At 73.4% G+C, this 15,091-nt stretch carries 15 protein-coding genes; 4 read left to right on the top strand and 11 right to left on the bottom strand.

The features are described 5' to 3' along the window. Positions 1-94 precede the first annotated feature (94 nt). The 6 genes from ACZ4TG_RS36075 to ACZ4TG_RS36050 form a co-directional block, all read right to left on the bottom strand. Positions 95-658, bottom strand: coding sequence for an arginine repressor (locus ACZ4TG_RS36075; RefSeq protein ID WP_468171935.1), 564 nt, complete (start codon positions 656-658; stop codon positions 95-97). Positions 659-665: 7 nt separating this feature from the next. Then, positions 666-1,877, bottom strand: a complete 1,212-nt coding sequence (locus ACZ4TG_RS36070; protein ID WP_468171932.1) for an acetylornithine transaminase — start codon at positions 1,875-1,877, stop codon at positions 666-668. Next, positions 1,874-2,782 carry an acetylglutamate kinase gene (argB, locus tag ACZ4TG_RS36065; RefSeq protein ID WP_468171929.1) on the bottom strand — a complete coding sequence of 303 codons (909 nt, stop codon included), beginning with the start codon at positions 2,780-2,782 and terminating at the stop codon, positions 1,874-1,876. The genes ACZ4TG_RS36070 and argB overlap by 4 nt, the downstream gene beginning before the upstream one ends. Continuing rightward, positions 2,779-3,936 carry a bifunctional glutamate N-acetyltransferase/amino-acid acetyltransferase ArgJ gene (gene argJ, locus ACZ4TG_RS36060; RefSeq protein ID WP_468171927.1) on the bottom strand — a complete coding sequence of 386 codons (1,158 nt, stop codon included), beginning with the start codon at positions 3,934-3,936 and terminating at the stop codon, positions 2,779-2,781. Before argJ ends, argB begins: the two co-directional genes overlap by 4 nt. 88 nt (positions 3,937-4,024) lie before the next feature. Further along, a complete protein-coding gene (gene argC, locus ACZ4TG_RS36055; protein WP_468171924.1) occupies positions 4,025-5,053 on the bottom strand; it encodes an N-acetyl-gamma-glutamyl-phosphate reductase in 1,029 nt (342 codons plus the stop codon). Between the two features lie 35 nt (positions 5,054-5,088). Beyond that, complete coding sequence (locus tag ACZ4TG_RS36050) at positions 5,089-6,039, bottom strand: LysR family transcriptional regulator (RefSeq protein ID WP_468171921.1); 951 nt, start codon at positions 6,037-6,039, stop codon at positions 5,089-5,091. Between the two features lie 153 nt (positions 6,040-6,192). On the opposite strand from ACZ4TG_RS36050, the gene ACZ4TG_RS36045 reads away from it, so the two are divergent. Beyond that, complete coding sequence (locus ACZ4TG_RS36045) at positions 6,193-6,987, top strand: alpha/beta fold hydrolase (RefSeq protein WP_468171918.1); 795 nt, start codon at positions 6,193-6,195, stop codon at positions 6,985-6,987. 30 nt (positions 6,988-7,017) lie between these two features. On the opposite strand, the gene ACZ4TG_RS36040 is transcribed toward ACZ4TG_RS36045, so the two are convergent. After that, positions 7,018-7,770 carry an N-acetyltransferase gene (locus ACZ4TG_RS36040; protein WP_468171915.1) on the bottom strand — a complete coding sequence of 251 codons (753 nt, stop codon included), beginning with the start codon at positions 7,768-7,770 and terminating at the stop codon, positions 7,018-7,020. Between the two features lie 54 nt (positions 7,771-7,824). After that, positions 7,825-9,258: an aminotransferase-like domain-containing protein gene (locus ACZ4TG_RS36035; protein ID WP_468171912.1), complete on the bottom strand. Its 1,434-nt coding sequence runs from the start codon at positions 9,256-9,258 to the stop codon at positions 7,825-7,827. On the opposite strand from ACZ4TG_RS36035, the gene ACZ4TG_RS36030 reads away from it, so the two are divergent. Then, a complete protein-coding gene (locus ACZ4TG_RS36030; protein WP_468171909.1) occupies positions 9,257-10,162 on the top strand; it encodes a DMT family transporter in 906 nt (301 codons plus the stop codon). The genes ACZ4TG_RS36035 and ACZ4TG_RS36030 overlap by 2 nt on opposite strands. Positions 10,163-10,221: 59 nt before the next feature. Beyond that, complete coding sequence (locus ACZ4TG_RS36025; protein WP_468171906.1) at positions 10,222-10,419, top strand: DUF1918 domain-containing protein; 198 nt, start codon at positions 10,222-10,224, stop codon at positions 10,417-10,419. Positions 10,420-10,432: 13 nt separating this feature from the next. On the opposite strand, the gene ACZ4TG_RS36020 is transcribed toward ACZ4TG_RS36025, so the two are convergent. Continuing rightward, positions 10,433-11,692: a glycoside hydrolase family 10-like protein gene (locus ACZ4TG_RS36020; protein WP_468171903.1), complete on the bottom strand. Its 1,260-nt coding sequence runs from the start codon at positions 11,690-11,692 to the stop codon at positions 10,433-10,435. A 154-nt stretch (positions 11,693-11,846) separates the two neighbouring features. Between ACZ4TG_RS36020 and ACZ4TG_RS36015 the strand changes: the two genes are divergently transcribed. Then, positions 11,847-12,749 (top strand): 3-hydroxybutyryl-CoA dehydrogenase, encoded by a 903-nt coding sequence (locus tag ACZ4TG_RS36015; RefSeq protein WP_468171900.1) that lies wholly within the window; start codon positions 11,847-11,849, stop codon positions 12,747-12,749. On the opposite strand, the gene ACZ4TG_RS36010 is transcribed toward ACZ4TG_RS36015, so the two are convergent. After that, complete coding sequence (locus tag ACZ4TG_RS36010; RefSeq protein ID WP_468171897.1) at positions 12,740-13,276, bottom strand: NUDIX hydrolase; 537 nt, start codon at positions 13,274-13,276, stop codon at positions 12,740-12,742. The two genes, ACZ4TG_RS36015 and ACZ4TG_RS36010, sit on opposite strands and share 10 nt — an antisense overlap. A 53-nt stretch (positions 13,277-13,329) precedes the next feature. Then, positions 13,330-14,667, bottom strand: coding sequence for a transcriptional regulator (locus ACZ4TG_RS36005; RefSeq protein WP_468171894.1), 1,338 nt, complete (start codon positions 14,665-14,667; stop codon positions 13,330-13,332). Between the last annotated feature and the right edge of the window lie 424 nt (positions 14,668-15,091).

Genomic DNA, 15,091 nt, shown 5'->3' with positions numbered 1-15,091 from the left:
CGGCACCGGATTTCCGGCGCCCGCGCCTGTGCCTGCGCGTATGCCCGTGCCTGTGCCTGTGCCCGGCCCGGAAGGGGCCCGGGCGGCAGGGGGTTCAGCCTTCCTTCTGCGCCAGCCGCAGCAGGTGGTCGGCCAGGGCCTGGCCGCCCGCCGGGTCGCGGCTGATCAGCATCAGCGTGTCGTCCCCGGCGATGGTGCCGAGGATCTCCCGGAGTTCGGCCTGGTCGATCGCGGAGGCGAGGAACTGGGCCGCACCGGGCGGGGTGCGCAGGACCACGAGGTTCGCGGAGGCCTCGGCCGAGATCAGCAGTTCCCCGGAGAGGCGCCGCATGCGCTCCTCCTTCGCCGACTCGCCGAGCGGTGCCTGCGGGGTGCGGAAGCCGCCCTCGCTGGGGACCGCGTAGATCAGCTCGCCGCCCGTGTTGCGGATCTTGACCGCGCCCAGCTCGTCGAGATCGCGGGAGAGCGTCGCCTGGGTGACGCTCAGCCCGTCGTCGGCGAGCAGTTTGGCCAGCTGGCTCTGCGAGCGGACCGGCTGCCGGTTGAGGATGTCCACGATCCGGCGGTGGCGGGCGGTGCGGGTCTGCGGGACGGACTGGCCACCCCCGGGCTCCGCCTGGGCGGACCCCCACGGCTCGTGTTCCTGCGCCTGACTCATCGTCGTCTCATTCCCCGGTTCGTCCGTCCCCGTTGGCTGCGTCCTTGGCTGCGTCGAGCACGCCGGGCAGCGCCCGGACGAACGCGTCCGCCTCAGCCTCGGAGAGTACGTACGGGGGCATCAGCCGTACGACATCGGGGGCGGGCGCGTTCACCAGGAAGCCGGCGTCCTGAGCCGCCTGCTGCACCAGCGGTGCGAGCGGCTCGGTCAGCACGATACCCAGCAGCAGGCCGGCTCCACGGACGTGGGAGACCAGCCCGTGGCCAGCACCCTCGATCCCGGACCGCAGCCGCTCGCCGCGCGCCTTGACCTGGTCGAGCAGGCCCTGGCCGGCGATGGTGTCGATCACGGCGAGGCCGGCGGCGCAGGCGACCGGGTTCCCGCCGAAGGTGGTGCCGTGCTGGCCGGGCTGGAGCAGATCGGCGGCCGGCCCGAAGGCGGCGACGGCTCCGATCGGCAGGCCTCCGCCGAGACCCTTCGCGAGCGTGACGAGATCGGGTTCGACGCCCTCGTGGGCCTGGTGCTCGAACCACTGGCCGCAGCGCCCGATGCCGGTCTGCACCTCGTCGAGGACGAGCAGGGTGCCGGTGGCCCGGGTGATCTCGCGGGCGGCCGTCAGGTAGCCGGCGGGCGGGACGACGACGCCGTTCTCGCCCTGGATGGGCTCGATGACGACGAACGCGGTCTCCTCGGTGACGGCGGCCCGCAGGGCCTCGACGTCCCCGTACGGGACGTGCGTGACATCGCCGGGCAGCGGCAGGAAGGGATCCTGCTTCTTCGGCTGGCCGGTGAGCGCGAGGGCGCCCATCGTGCGGCCGTGGAAGCCGCCGTCGGTGGCGACCATGTGCGGGCGTCCGGTGAGCCGGCCGATCTTGAAGGCCGCCTCGACGGCCTCGGCGCCGGAGTTGCAGAAGAAAATCCTGCCGGGGCGGCCGAAGAGCTGGAGCAGCCGCTCGCCGAGGGCGAGGACGGGCTCGGAGGCGTACAGGTTGGAGACGTGGCCGAGGGTGGAGATCTGCTCCGTCACGGCGGAGACGATCGCCGGGTGGGCGTGGCCGAGGGCGTTGACCGCGATCCCGCCGACGAAGTCGGTGTACTGCTTGCCGTCCGCGTCCCAGACCTGGGCGCCTTCGCCGCGTACGAGGGCCAGCGCCGGGGTGCCGTAGTTGTTGGTCAGCGCACCCTGCCAGCGGGCAGCGTAGTCCTGGTTGCCGGTCATGCGGATTCCCCTCCCTGCGGGTCGGGCACGACCATCGTGCCGATGCCCTCGTCCGTGAAGATCTCCAGCAGGATCGAGTGCTGGACCCGCCCGTCGATCACGCGGGCGGTGGTCACCCCGCTGCGCACGGCGTGCAGGCAGCCCTCCATCTTGGGCACCATGCCGCTGGACAGCTCGGGCATCAGCTTCTGCAGCTCGCTGACCGTCAGCCGGCTGATGACCTCGTCGCTGTTGGGCCAGTCCGCGTACAGGCCCTCCACGTCGGTGAGGACCATCAGCGTCTCGGCGCCCAGCGCGGCGGCGAGCGCCGCGGCCGCCGTGTCGGCGTTGACGTTGTAGACGTGGTGGTCGTCGGCGCTGCGGGCGATGGAGGAGATGACCGGGATCCGGCCGTCCGCCAGGAGCGCCTCGATCGCGCCGGTGTCGATCGCGGTGATCTCGCCGACCCGGCCGATGTCGACGAGCTCGCCGCCGATCTCCGGGCTGTGCTTGGTGGCGGTGATGGTGTGGGCGTCCTCGCCGGTCATGCCGACCGCGAGCGGCCCGTGCTGGTTGAGCAGCCCGACCAGCTCGCGCTGGACCTGTCCCGCCAGGACCATCCGTACGACGTCCATCGCCTCCGGGGTGGTGACCCGCAGACCGGCCTTGAACTCGCTGACCAGGCCCTGCTTGTCCAGCTGGGCGTTGATCTGCGGGCCGCCGCCGTGCACGACGACCGGCTTGAGGCCCGCCTGCCGCAAGAAGACCACGTCCTGGGCGAAGGCGGCCTTCAGGTCCTCGTCGATCATGGCGTTGCCGCCGAACTTGATCACGACGATCTTGCCGTTGTGGCGGGTGAGCCAGGGCAGGGCCTCGATGAGGATCTCGGCCTTGGGCAGCGCGGTGTGCTTCCTCGCGGTGCTCATGAGCTGTACGCGCTGTTCTCGTGGACGTACTCGGCCGTCAGGTCGTTGGCCCAGATGACCGCGGACTCCGCGCCGGTGGCGAGGTCGGCGGTGATGCGGACCTCGCGGTCCTTCATCGAGACCAGGTCGCGGTCCTCGCCGACCGAGCCGTTCCGGCACACCCAGACGCCGTTGATGGCCACGTTCAGGCGGTCCGGGTCGAAGGCCGCCTTGGTGGTGCCGATGGCGGAGAGCACCCGGCCCCAGTTCGGGTCCTCGCCGTGGATGGCGCACTTGAGCAGGTTGTTGCGGGCGATGGACCGGCCGACCTCGACCGCGTCGTCCTCGCTCGCCGCGCCGACGACCTCGATGCGGATGTCCTTGCTGGCGCCCTCGGCGTCGCCGATCAGCTGCCGGGCGAGGTCGTCGCAGACGGTGCGTACGGCCTCCGCGAACTCCTGGTACGCGGGCACCTGGCCGGAGGCGCCCGAGGCGAGCAGCAGCACGGTGTCGTTGGTGGACATGCAGCCGTCGGAGTCGACCCGGTCGAAGGTGGTGCGGGTGGCGGAGCGCAGCGCCTTGTCGAGGGTGCCGCTGTCCAGGTCGGCGTCGGTGGTGAGGACGACGAGCATGGTGGCCAGGCCCGGGGCGAGCATGCCGGCGCCCTTGGCCATGCCGCCGACGGTCCAGCCGCCACGGGAGACGGTGGCCGTCTTGTGCACGGTGTCGGTGGTCTTGATGGCGACGGCCGCGTCCTCGCCGCCTTCGGCGGTCAGCGCCGCGACGGCGGTGTCGATGCCGGGGAGCAGCTTGTCCATGGGGAGCAGGACGCCGATCAGGCCGGTGGAGGCGACGGCGATCTCGCCCGCGTTGAAGTCGCCGCCGAGGGCCTCGGCGGCCTTCTCCGCGGTCGCGTGGGTGTCCTGGAAGCCCTTGGGTCCGGTACAGGCGTTCGCGCCGCCGGAGTTGAGGACGACCGCGCTCACCGTGCCGCCGCGCAGGACCTGCTCCGACCAGTGCACGGGCGCGGCCTTGACGCGGTTGGAGGTGAAGACGCCCGCGGCGGCCAGACGCGGCCCGTTGTTGACCACGAGGGCCAGGTCCGGGTTGCCGTTTGCCTTGATCCCGGCGGCGATGCCCGCCGCCGTGAATCCCTGTGCTGCCGTGACGCTCACTGCTTCTCCTTGTTCGCTTCTGCGCCCGCGCGGCGCGCCGGCGCGGCCATCGTCGTCGTCCGCGGGCCGGTGGCCGCGCGTGCGACGCTCACGGTGCGACTCCGATCGTGGAAAGGCCCAGGCCCTCGGGAAGCCCGAGGGCGATGTTCATGCTCTGCACCGCGCCGCCGGCGGTGCCCTTGGTCAGGTTGTCGATGGCGCTGATCGCGATGATCCGCCCGGCGGACTCGTCGTACGCGACCTGGATCTGGACGGCGTTGGAGCCTTGGACGGACTTCGTGGCCGGCCACTGCCCCTCGGGGAGCAGCTGGACGAAGGGCTCGTCGGCGTACGCCTTCTCGTACGCGGCGCGGACCGCGTCGGCGGTGGTGCCGGGGAGGGCCTTCGCCGAGCAGGTGGCGAGGATGCCGCGGGCCATGGGCACCAGCGTCGGGGTGAAGGACACCGAGACCCGCTGACCCGCGAGGGGGCTGAGGTTCTGCACCATCTCGGGCGTGTGCCGGTGGCCGCCGCCCACCCCGTACGGGCTCACGGAGCCCATGACCTCGGAGCCGAGCAGGTGCGGCTTGAGCGCCTTGCCCGCGCCGGAGGTGCCGGTGGCGGCCACGATCACGGCTTCCGGTTCGGCGAGCCGCGCCGCGTACGCGGGGAACAGCGCGAGCGAGACGGCGGTCGGGAAGCAGCCGGGGACGGCGATGCGCTTGGAACCCGCCAGGGCGGCGCGGCCGCCGGGGAGCTCGGGGAGGCCGTAGGGCCAGGTCCCGGCGTGCGGGGCGCCGTAGAACCTGTCCCAGTCGGCGGAGTCCTTGAGCCGGTGGTCGGCGCCCATGTCGACGACGAGCACCTCCTCGCCGAGCTGCGCGGCGACGGCGGCGGACTGGCCGTGCGGGAGCGCGAGGAAGACCACGTCGTGACCCGCGAGGACCTCGGGGGTGGTCGCCTCCAGGGTCCGGCCCGCGAGCGGCACGAGGTGCGGCTGCAGGGTTCCGAGGAGCTGTCCGGCGTTGGAGTGGCCGGTCAGCGCGCCGATCTCCACCTCGGGGTGCGAGAGCAGCAGGCGCAGGACCTCACCGCCCGCGTATCCGCTCGCTCCGGCCACTGCTACACGTACCACCATCGGACCCTCCTCCTCGATGGCATGACTATACGTATCTACGCACGTTTATGCAAAGCCCGGCCCAGCGGAATTCGGCGGGCGCCCCGGCCCCGCTCCCCGGCCCCCTCGACCGCCTCGTAGCAGGCTTCGATCAGGGCGCGCAGCGCGGCCCGGGGCGGGCCGTTCCGCACCGCGAGGTAGGTCCGCATGACGGGCGCCGGGTCGCTCAGCGGGCGGAACACCACGCCGGGAACGGAGAGCTGGTCGGCGTGCGGGGCGTAGAAGACCGTCCAGGACGCCCTGCCGTGGCCGATGGCGGCCAGGGTGTCCTGGTCGTTGGTGAACTCCGGGCCCGGGACGGGCGCGTAGCCGGCGGCCCGGCAGGAGCGCATCACCAGGTCGTGGAGCGCGGGGTTGCGGGAGCGGGGGGAGAGCCGCAGCGGCAGTTCCGCGAGGTGGGCCAGCGCGACGGTCTCATGCGCGGCGAGCTCGTGGCCCGCGGGCAGCGCCGCCATCAGCGCGTCCTGCCACAGCGGCAGGAACTCCAGCCCGGGGTCGGTCCGCTCGCCGCGCAGCAGGGCGGCGTCCAGGTCGCCGGCCCGCACCTGCGCCAGCCGCTCCCCGGTACTGCCGGTGACGAGTTCCAACCGGGCGTGGCCGGTGCGCCGGGTGAACGCGGTGAGTACGGCGTCCAGCCGGGAACCCAGCCCGGAGCTGGTGCCCAGGCGCGCCGTCGCGGCCTGTTCGGCGCGCAGTTCGTCGACGGCCTCCCGGGCGCGCGCCTGGAGGTCGAGCATCTGCCTGGCGTACGGGAGGAGCCGGTCGCCGGCCTCGGTGAGCCGGACCACGCGGGTGGAGCGGGCGAACAGCTCGGTGCCCAGTTCGCGTTCGAGCCGGCGCAGCTGCTGGCTGACCGCGGACTGCACGATGTGCAACCGCTCGGCGGCGCGGCCGAAGTGCAGTTCTTCCGCCACGGTGAGGAAGTAGCGCAGCTGACGCAGCTCCATGGCCCCGGTCCCCTGTCCGCCGTGACCGGCATTGATCACCGTTCGTGATCAGTGTAGGCGCGGATCGATCATTGGCCGGCGGAGGTGATCACGGTTGGCTGGGGACGTCACCAACCGCGCGGCCCGCAAGGGCCCACGAGGCAGAGGAGAACCATGCCCCGCCTGGACGTCAACGGCACCACGCTCCACTACGAGGACGAGGGGACCGGCCCGGCGCTGCTGTTCCTGCACGGCTGGGGCACCAGCGGCCGGACCTGGGGCGCCCAGCTGCCCGGCTTCACCCGGGACCACCGGGTCGTCACCCTCGACTGGCGGGGCTGCGGACGCTCCGGCCGCCCCGTCCGGGGCAACACCACCGCCGGGGTGGTCGGCGACCTGGTGGCGCTGATCGGCGCGCTGCGGCTGGACCGGCCGGTGGTCGTCGGCTCGTCGATCGGCGGAACCTTCGCCACGGAACTGGGGCTGCGGCGCCCCGAGCTGATCTCAGGCGTGGTCGCGGTGGGTGCGCCGGGGTACTGGCCGTCGACGAAGCCCCGGGCTCAGGCGGAGCTGGTGGCCGGTCTGCGCCGCGACCGGGCCGGTACGGTCGCCGGCTGGGTGCCGGGGTGGTACGCGCCGGGGACCGCGCCCGCGCTCATCGACCGGACGGTCCGCCAGATCCTGGACTCCGGCGTCCACATCGACGAGCACCAGGCCGGCGCCGAGGGCTACGACCCCCGCCCGACGCTGCCGGGGCTGCGGGTGCCGGTCCACTACGTCCACGGCGAGCTGGACACCGCGATCCCCCTGGAGGTGGCCCGCACCTGCGCCGCCCTCACCCCCGGGGCCGAGGTGAGCGTGATCGCCGGCGCCGCCCACATGCCGCACCAGGAGCTCCCCGAGCTCTTCGACACCGCCCTGCGCGCCGCGCTCACCCGCATCGCCCGGGCCGCCCGCGCCACCGCGTGACCCGCCCGGACGAGCCCGCCGGGAGGCCGTTCAGCCGAGCCGGTGGCGCACCCACACGTTCGGCTCGACGTAGACCGCGTGGCCGTGCTCCGGTTCGCAGTGCACCGGGGTCAGGGCGCCGGGCACGTGCACCGGCCCCGGCGTGTCGAAGGGCAGTCCCGTCCACTCCCGCCACTCCGCGAGGGAGGCGCTGACCGTCATCGACAGCGGGGCCACCGAGTCGATGACGGCACCGGCGCGCACATGGACGCGCAGCCAGGGGTCGTAGGGCAGGCCGTCCTCGCGGGTGCGGTACGCGTACTCGCCCATCGGGGTGTCCGGCTCGGCGGGCTTTCCGCTGGGCCGTACCGGAGCCACCACCTCGGCGAAGCCGCGGGCGCGGGCGTTGTCCCGCATGGCGGCCAGCATCAGGGCGGACAGGCCCTCGCCCTGCCGGTCGCGGGCGATGGTGATCTCGATGGCGCTGACCGTGTCGGGGGCGATCCCGCGCCGCAGGTCGGAGAAGGCCCACAGGAGGATCTGGTCCCAGCCCCGTGCGGGCAGCGCCCCGCCGCCGCGCCCCTGCGCGTGCAGGGCGAAGGGGAGGCTGAACCCGCGGGCGACCACCGCGTCGCCGTCCGTGGCGACCAGGACGTAGTCCGGCAGTTCGGCCACCATCCGCGGGTACAGCAGCCAGGCGAGGGAGTCGTGCGCGCTGAACTCCGGCCAGGAGTCCGTCATGTCCCAGAGCCTGCCGGCCAGTTCGGGCCGCTGGGCGAGCGTGGTGATCTTCATACCGGTCATGTCCGCAGGCTAGGCCCGCCCCACGCGGCCCTCAAGCGATTTCCCAGCCCGGGGTCAGGCGTCCGGGCCGAGGCTCCCGCGCAGCCGGTGGACGGCCTCGGTCAGCTGCCCCGCGCCGGCCACGCCGGCGAAGCTGAGCCGTACGTACGGGCCGGGTGGTTCCGCGCAGAAGTACGGGCGGCCCGGCGCGATCGTGACCCCGGCGCGCAGGGCGGCCGCCGTGAACGCCGCTTCGTCCCCGCCCTCCCCGAGCCGGACCCACAACTGGTATCCGCCGGCCGGCAGGTGGGGGATCGTCAGACCGGGCAGCTCCCGGCGCAGGGCGCCCGCGAGGACGTCCCGGCGGTGTCGCAGCTCGGCGGCGACGGCCCGCAGGTGGCGCGGCCACGCGGGGGCGCCGACCAGTTCGAGGGCGGCTTCCTGGAGCGGGCGGGGTACGAAGAAGCTGTCCACGACCTGGATGGCGCGCAGCCGGTCCAGCACCGGGCCCCGGGCCGCCAGCGCGCCCACCCGCAGGCTGGGCGAGGTGACCTTGGTCAGCGACCGGACGTGCACCACGACCCCGTCGGTGTCCTCGGCGGCGAGGGTGGCGGGAAGCGGACCGGCGTCCTCGTGGGCCAGGGCCCGCGCGTAGTCGTCCTCGACCACGAAGGCCCCGGCGGCCCGCGCGATCCGCAGCACCTCCGCGCGCCGCCCGGCGGCCAGCACGGCGCCGGTCGGGTTCTGGAAGAGCGGCTGGCATACGAAGACCCGCGCGCCCGTCGCCTCGAAGGCGGCGGCCAGCAGCTCCGGCCGGACCCCCTCCGCGTCGGCCGGGACCGGTACGGGCCGGCAGCCCGAGGCGCGGGCGACCGCCAGCAGCCCGGAGTAGGTCGGCGACTCCACCAGGACCGGCGCGCCGGGCGGGGCCAGCGCCCGCAGCGCGGTGGTCAGCGCGCTCTGCCCGCCCGCGGTGACCAGTACGTCGGCGGCCCCCACCGCGCCGCCGATCTCCCGGGCGAACCAGTCGCGCAGCTCGGGCAGTCCCTCCACCGGGGGCCTGCCCCACGCGCCCGGCCGGCGTCCGGCCCGGGCCAGCGCCGCCGCCATGGCCCGCTCGGGCTGGAGCGAGGGGTGCAGGTAGCCGCTGCTGAGCTCGATCACCCCGGGCGGGGCCGCGGCGAGGGTGCTCAGCACCCCGGAGGCGTCCACGGAACGCGGGAACACGTCCCCGGCGCCCTCCGCGCTCAGGGCGACCTCCTGCCAGGAGGTGTCCCCGGCGGCGGGTTCCGCCGTCCGCGGCCGGGCGCGGAACACGCCGGCGCCCGGCCGGGTGACGACGAGCCCTTCGGCGGCCAGCTGCGCGAGGGCCCGCGAGACGGTGACGGGGCTGACGCGATAACGCTCCACCAAAGCCCTGCTCGACGGGAGCTTTCCACCCACCGAGTAGCGGTCAAGCTCCGATCGCAGGGATTCAGCCAGCTCCGCCACACTGCTACGCTCGTACATGACAGCACAGAATAGCGCTACTCTCCCGACCCCGATAGCGGTTCGAGGTTCCGCTCGCAACGGGACCGCCCTCGCCGCGCTGGGCGTCCTCGCCTTCTCCCTGACCTTCCCCGGCACCGCCTGGGGCCTGGAGAGCTTCGGCCCCTGGTCACTCGTCGCCCTGCGCAGCGTCCTCGCCGCGGCGATCGCGGGCGGTTTCCTGCTGGCCCGCCGGGTGCCGCTGCCCGACCGTGCGCACTGGGCGGGACTCGCTGTCGTCGCCGCCGGAGTGGTCGTCGGCTTCCCCCTGCTCACCACCCTCGCGCTGCAGACCTCCACCACCTCGCACGCCGCCGTCGTGGTCGGCCTGCTCCCGCTGACCACCGCCGCGGTGTCCTCGCTGCGCACCGGGGCCCGGCCGTCCGGGCGGTTCTGGGCCGCGGCCGTCGCCGGAGCGGTGATCGTGCTCGGCTTCACGCTGGGCCAGAGCGGCGGCGCCCTGTCGGCCGGTGACGGCTACCTCTTCGGGGCGCTGCTGGTGTGCGCGGCCGGGTACACCGAGGGCGGCCGCCTGGCCCGGATGCTGCCGGGGTGGCAGGTGATCGGCTGGGCGCTGGTGCTGTGCCTGCCGCTCGCCGTGGCGGGCTCGGTGATCGGGCTCGCGTACGAGCCGGCGCACCTCACCTGGCACGGCGCGGCCGGGCTGGTCTGGGTGGCGGCCGGCTCGACCTTCCTCGGCCTGTACGTCTGGTACCGGGGCATGGCCGAGATCGGTGCGGCCCGGGCCAGCCAGCTCCAGCTCGCGCAGCCGCTGCTGACGCTGCTCTGGGCGGTGACCCTGCTCGGCGAGCGGATGTCCCCGGCGGCGCCGGTCGCCGCCTGCGCGGTACTGGTCTGCATCGCCGTGACCCAACGGGTCAAATAACACCGAAACGACCTAAACTGCTAGCACCGGATCAGACCGCCTCGTGAGGGAGGTCAGCAATGCACGCGACCGAGGGCGACCAGCTGGTGCAGCACGGCAGGATCGTAGGCCAGCACGACAAGGTGGGTGAGATCACCCAGGTCCTGGGAGAAGACGGCACGCCTCCCTACCGGGTCCGCTTCCAGGACGGGCACGAGGCCGTGATGTCCCCGGGCCCCGACTGCGTCGTGAAGCATCCGACCGAGCCCACACACTGATCGCACACGTGGTTCAACGCGGCGGCGCAGCCGTCGGATAGTGGTCGGCCACCACCCTGGCCATCGCACCATTGGGGTCCGCGACCACCTGCTTCGCCGAGAAGAAGCAGTGGCCGCGGACCTGCGCGTGGTCCCGGGCGAACCGCAGGTGCCGCGACAGCTCCGCCGGGTCGCGCCAGGCCGCGGTCGGGCTGTCGGCGTCGCAGCGGTAGAGCGCCTCCCCCACGTACAGGTCCACGCCGGTGCCCGCCACCGTCCGCGCCCACCAGGGCACGATCGAGGCGTAGTCGGCGGTCGCGTGCCCGATCTCCCAGTACGCCTGCGGGACGATGTAGTCGATCCAGCCCTCCCGCACCCACTTGCGGGTGTCCGCGTACAGGTCGTCGTACGTGGCGACGCCCGCCCGCGTCGGGGAGCCGAGCGGGTCGCTCCCCTCGTTGCGCCAGACCGCGAACGGGCTGATGCCGAACCGGGCCGCAGGGCGGATCCTGCGCAGCTTCTCGGACATCTCGCGGACCAGCGTGTCGGTGTTGTCGCGCCGCCAGTCGGCCACGGAGTCGAAGGCGCCGCCGTAGCTCTCGTACGCCTCGTCGTCGTCGAAGTCCTCGCCCTCGACGGGGTACGGGTAGAAGTAGTCGTCCCAGTGCACCGCGTCGACCGGATAGCGCGAGACCGCGTCGAGCACGGCCCGCTGCACGAAGTCCCGCACCTCGGGGAGCCCTGGGTTGTAGTACAGCTTCCCGCCGTACGCGACCGTCCAGCCGGGGTTGCGGCGGGCAGGGTGCTCGGGGGCGAGCCGCTGCGGGTCGGTGTGGTGCGCGACGCGGTACGGGTTGAACCAGGCGTGCAGCTCCAGCCCCCGGGCGTGGGCTTCGGTGACGGCCGTGCCCAGCGGGTCCCAGCCGGGGTCCGCGCCCTGCGTCCCGGTCAGCCACTGCGACCAGGGCTCCAGCTTCGAGGGCCACATCGCGTCGGCGGCGGGCCTGACCTGGAGCACCACGGCGTTCAGCCGGCGCCGCACGGCGGTGTCGAGGAGCGCGAGCAGCTCGGCGCGCTGCTGCCGCGCGGGCAGTCCGGCCCTGGACGGCCAGTCGACGTTCTGTACGGAGGCGATCCACATCCCCCGGAACTCGGCGGCGGCCGCCTCCGCCGGCACCGGAGCCCGGCCGGGCCGCTCCGCCACCCCGGCCGCCCCGGCCGGCCCCGCGGCCGTCGCCGAGGCCAGCAGCCCCGCTCCCGCGGCCAGCAGCCCCCGCCGTCCGATGTACGCCATGTGACGACCCCGTTCCGTTCCGTGACAATGCTCTGCGTGTGCCCAGCATGCCCGCCCCGCCCCGCAACCGGGGGCAAGGTCGGGGGTAACGTCGGGGGGCGTGGCGGGCGCCGGAACGCAGTTACCACTGCCGAGTACGGGGGACCCGCGATGGATGAGCAGCGAAAGGCACGATGTGACGGACCTCTCTACCCTCCCGACCGACATCGCACGCGTCGGCGTGGTGGGCTGTGGCCAGATGGGCGCGGGCATCGCCGAGGTGTGCGCCCGCAGCGGTCTTGAGGTGATGGTCGCCGAGACCACCGGCGAGGCCCTGGAGATCGGGCGCACCCGGCTGCACAACTCCCTGATGAAGGCCGCCGAACGCGGCAAGATCAGCGAGGAGGAGCGGGACGCCACCCTGGCCCGCCTCACCTTCACCACCGACCTCGGCGAGTTCGCCGACCGCGACCTCGTCATCGAGGCCGTCGTCGAGAACGAGCAGGTCAAGACGGAGATCTTCCAGGTCCTCGACCAGGTGATCACCCGCCCGGACGCGATCCTCGCCTCCAACACCTCCTCGATCCCGCTGGTCAAGCTGGCCGTCGCGACCTCGCGCCCCGACCAGGTCATCGGCATCCACTTCTTCAACCCGGCCCCGGTGCAGCAGCTCGTCGAGCTGATCCCGGCGCTGACCACGGGCGAGGAGACCATCAAGCGGTCCGAGGCCCTGGTGCGGGACGTGCTGGGCAAGCACGCGATCCGCGCCCAGGACCGTTCCGGCTTCGTGGTCAACGCGCTGCTCATCCCGTACCTGCTGTCGGCGATCCGGATGTTCGAGTCCGGCATCGCCAGCCGCGAGGACATCGACAACGGCATGGAGCTGGGCTGCGCCCACCCGATGGGCCCGCTGAAGCTGGCGGACCTGATCGGCCTGGACACGGTGGCCTCGGTGGCGGACTCGATGTACGCCGAGTTCAAGGAGCCGCTGTACGCCGCTCCCCCGCTGCTCCAGCGCATGGTCGACGCCGGCCGCCTCGGCCGCAAGACCGGCTCGGGCTTCTACCCCTACGGCTGACCCAGCCGCAGGTGGTGCAGGAGCAGCAGCCCGGCCGCCATGTTGGCGGCCGGGATCTCGCCGCGCGCGATCATGTCCGGCACCAGCTTCAGCGGGACCCACTCCCGGCGCGAGGATTCGAAGTCGTCCTCGGGGTGGCCCGTGTACGTGGCCCCGTCGGCCCAGTAGAGGTGGTGGCGGGCGTCGGTCAGCCCGTTGGAGGGCTCGACGGTCAGCAGGTGGTGGAGCGGCCCGGGCCGCCAGCCCGACTCCTCCTCCATCTCCCGGGCGGCGGCGACGGCGATGTCCTCACCGTCCTCGACCACCCCGGCGGGCAGCTCCCAGCCCCAGCTGTCGGTGATGAAGCGGTGCCGCCACAGCAGCAGCACCTCGTTGGCCTCGTTGACGGCCGTGGCGACCGCGACGGGCCGCAGCCGGATCACGAAGTGGTCCAGGTGCCGGCCGTCGGGTAGTTCCACATCCGCGAGGTTCACGTCGAACCAGCGGTTCTTGTACACGGTCTGCTCACTCAGGTTCGTCCACTGCACGGCTTTGCCACCTTCCGCATCTTCAGGTGGCAACATGGCAGCAGTCCGAACCGTCAGAGGGGAACGCGCAGCGCCCCGTCGATGAGTTGGACGGTCTCCTCCGCGTCGGCGCAGCCGCTGCTCAGGAGCCGTTGCCGGACCGCCCGCAGCCGCTCCCTGAGCCGTTGCGACTCCATCCCCCGGGCCCGCTCGGCCATTTCGGCCGCGGCCGCGACCGCCCGGTCCGGTTCGCCCTGGCGCAGCTGGACCTCGCACAGGATCGCCAGCCGGTGGACGCGCCCGCGGTCGTGCGCCGGGGTCCCGACGGCCGCCGCGGCCTGCTCGTGCGCGGCTTCCAGATCACCGAGGCACAACAGCGCCTCCGCCACCTGTACGTTCACCAGCCCGGGCTGTACGTAGCCGGTCTCGGCGGGCTCCGTACCGGGCCGGATCCGCTCGGCGGCCCCCTCGGCCTGCCGGATGCAGGACAGCGCGGCGGCGGTGTCCCCGAGCCGGGCGTACGCCTTGGCCTGCATCGCGTGGAGATCGGCGGCCAGGGCGGGGGTGGTGTGCCGGCCGGCGGCCCGCAGCGCGGCCTCGGCGAAGGCGACGGCCTGCCGGTGTTCCCCCAGGTGCAGCGACTGGTTGACCAGCAGCGCGATCACGTACGCCCCCAGCCCCCGGTCCCCGCTGGCCTTCGCCAGCCGCAGTGCCTGGTGGAAGTACCGCTGGGCGAGCCCGTGGGCGTCCGAGTCGTACGCGCAGATCCCCGCCACCGCCACCAGGGACCCGGTGGCGCGGTGCAGCTGCCGCCCGAGGTCGTCGGGGTAGCTCCCGCGCAGCATGGGGGCGGTCTCGCTGCCGAGGAAGCGCACGATCCGGGCCCGGGTGGCCATCCCGCCGGCCCGCCGGTACATCAGCTCGTAGTGCGAGCGGGCCGCGCGCAGGATCTCGATGTGCTCGGGCCCGATCCGGTGCGCGCCCTCTCGGGACACGTCGGAATCCTCGGGCGGGTTCTCCCACTCCCAGACCGGGATGACGGCGGGCGTTCCAGTGACCGCCTCGGCGGACAGGAAGGGGTACCGCCCCTGTTCGTCGCAGCGCCACAGGGCGGCGGCCCGGTCGACGAACCCGCTCAGCGGGGTCGCGTGCGGGGCCGGCGGCCCCGCCATCCCGAGCCCGGCGTCGTCCAGCGACACGGCCCGCCGCAGCCGGCCGCCCAGCACCTCGCAGATCAGCTCGGGCACCTGGCCGCGCGGCCGCTGCCCCTTCAACCAGCGGGAGACGGCGGTGTGTTCGTAGCGCAGTGCGAGTCCGCGGCCGCGGCCCGCCTGGTTGACGTGCGCGGCGAGTCCGGCGTGGGACATGCCCGCCTCGGCGAGGAGGGCGTCGAGCAGGGCGTTGGGCTGCATGGGCCCCTCCAAGGGCTCGTCCGCATCAGGCTAGTGGCTGCGGGCTTCACAGGGGGTGTGGTGCATCCGATTCACACGGGGTGTGCTGCACCTGATTCACACGGGGTGTGCTGCGCCCGATTCACACGGGGTGTGCTGCGCCCGATTCACACGGGGTGTGCTGCGCCCGATTCACACGGGGTGTGAACTGACTACGCGCATAAATGCGATACGCACCCTGCCGCGAGGGCCCCGCGGGGCGCTTCACTTAAGGGCCTCGCCAAGAGGAGCTCGGGTCGTCGGCTCCCCCTCGTACAGTGCGACGACCCGACACCGCGCCGTCCGTCCTGCTGTCTGCCCGACACTCCATGGCAGACGGGCGGCGCGCCACGGCTCCGCCGGCACCCGGTTGGTCGCCGGGTTCCGGCCGGGGCCGGGCCGATGG

Source organism: Streptomyces sp. NPDC028314, from assembly GCF_055565795.1.
The sequence above is the reverse complement of the archived record's forward strand: the minus strand, read 5'-3'. Positions and strand labels throughout refer to the sequence as shown.

What these genes read in the sequence shown, in the direction of transcription:
- ACZ4TG_RS36030 (WP_468171909.1), top strand. Translation starts at nt 9,257, where the DNA reads ATGACAGCACAGAATAGCGCTACTCTCCCGACCCCGATAGCGGTTCGA.
- argB (WP_468171929.1), bottom strand. Translation starts at nt 2,782, where the DNA reads ATGAGCACCGCGAGGAAGCACACCGCGCTGCCCAAGGCCGAGATCCTC.
- ACZ4TG_RS36075 (WP_468171935.1), bottom strand. Translation starts at nt 658, where the DNA reads ATGAGTCAGGCGCAGGAACACGAGCCGTGGGGGTCCGCCCAGGCGGAG.
- ACZ4TG_RS36025 (WP_468171906.1), top strand. Translation starts at nt 10,222, where the DNA reads ATGCACGCGACCGAGGGCGACCAGCTGGTGCAGCACGGCAGGATCGTA.
- ACZ4TG_RS36070 (WP_468171932.1), bottom strand. Translation starts at nt 1,877, where the DNA reads ATGACCGGCAACCAGGACTACGCTGCCCGCTGGCAGGGTGCGCTGACC.
- ACZ4TG_RS36005 (WP_468171894.1), bottom strand. Translation starts at nt 14,667, where the DNA reads ATGCAGCCCAACGCCCTGCTCGACGCCCTCCTCGCCGAGGCGGGCATG.
- ACZ4TG_RS36045 (WP_468171918.1), top strand. Translation starts at nt 6,193, where the DNA reads ATGCCCCGCCTGGACGTCAACGGCACCACGCTCCACTACGAGGACGAG.
- ACZ4TG_RS36015 (WP_468171900.1), top strand. Translation starts at nt 11,847, where the DNA reads ATGAGCAGCGAAAGGCACGATGTGACGGACCTCTCTACCCTCCCGACC.
- argC (WP_468171924.1), bottom strand. Translation starts at nt 5,053, where the DNA reads ATGGTGGTACGTGTAGCAGTGGCCGGAGCGAGCGGATACGCGGGCGGT.
- ACZ4TG_RS36050 (WP_468171921.1), bottom strand. Translation starts at nt 6,039, where the DNA reads ATGGAGCTGCGTCAGCTGCGCTACTTCCTCACCGTGGCGGAAGAACTG.
- ACZ4TG_RS36040 (WP_468171915.1), bottom strand. Translation starts at nt 7,770, where the DNA reads ATGACCGGTATGAAGATCACCACGCTCGCCCAGCGGCCCGAACTGGCC.
- ACZ4TG_RS36020 (WP_468171903.1), bottom strand. Translation starts at nt 11,692, where the DNA reads ATGGCGTACATCGGACGGCGGGGGCTGCTGGCCGCGGGAGCGGGGCTG.
- ACZ4TG_RS36035 (WP_468171912.1), bottom strand. Translation starts at nt 9,258, where the DNA reads ATGTACGAGCGTAGCAGTGTGGCGGAGCTGGCTGAATCCCTGCGATCG.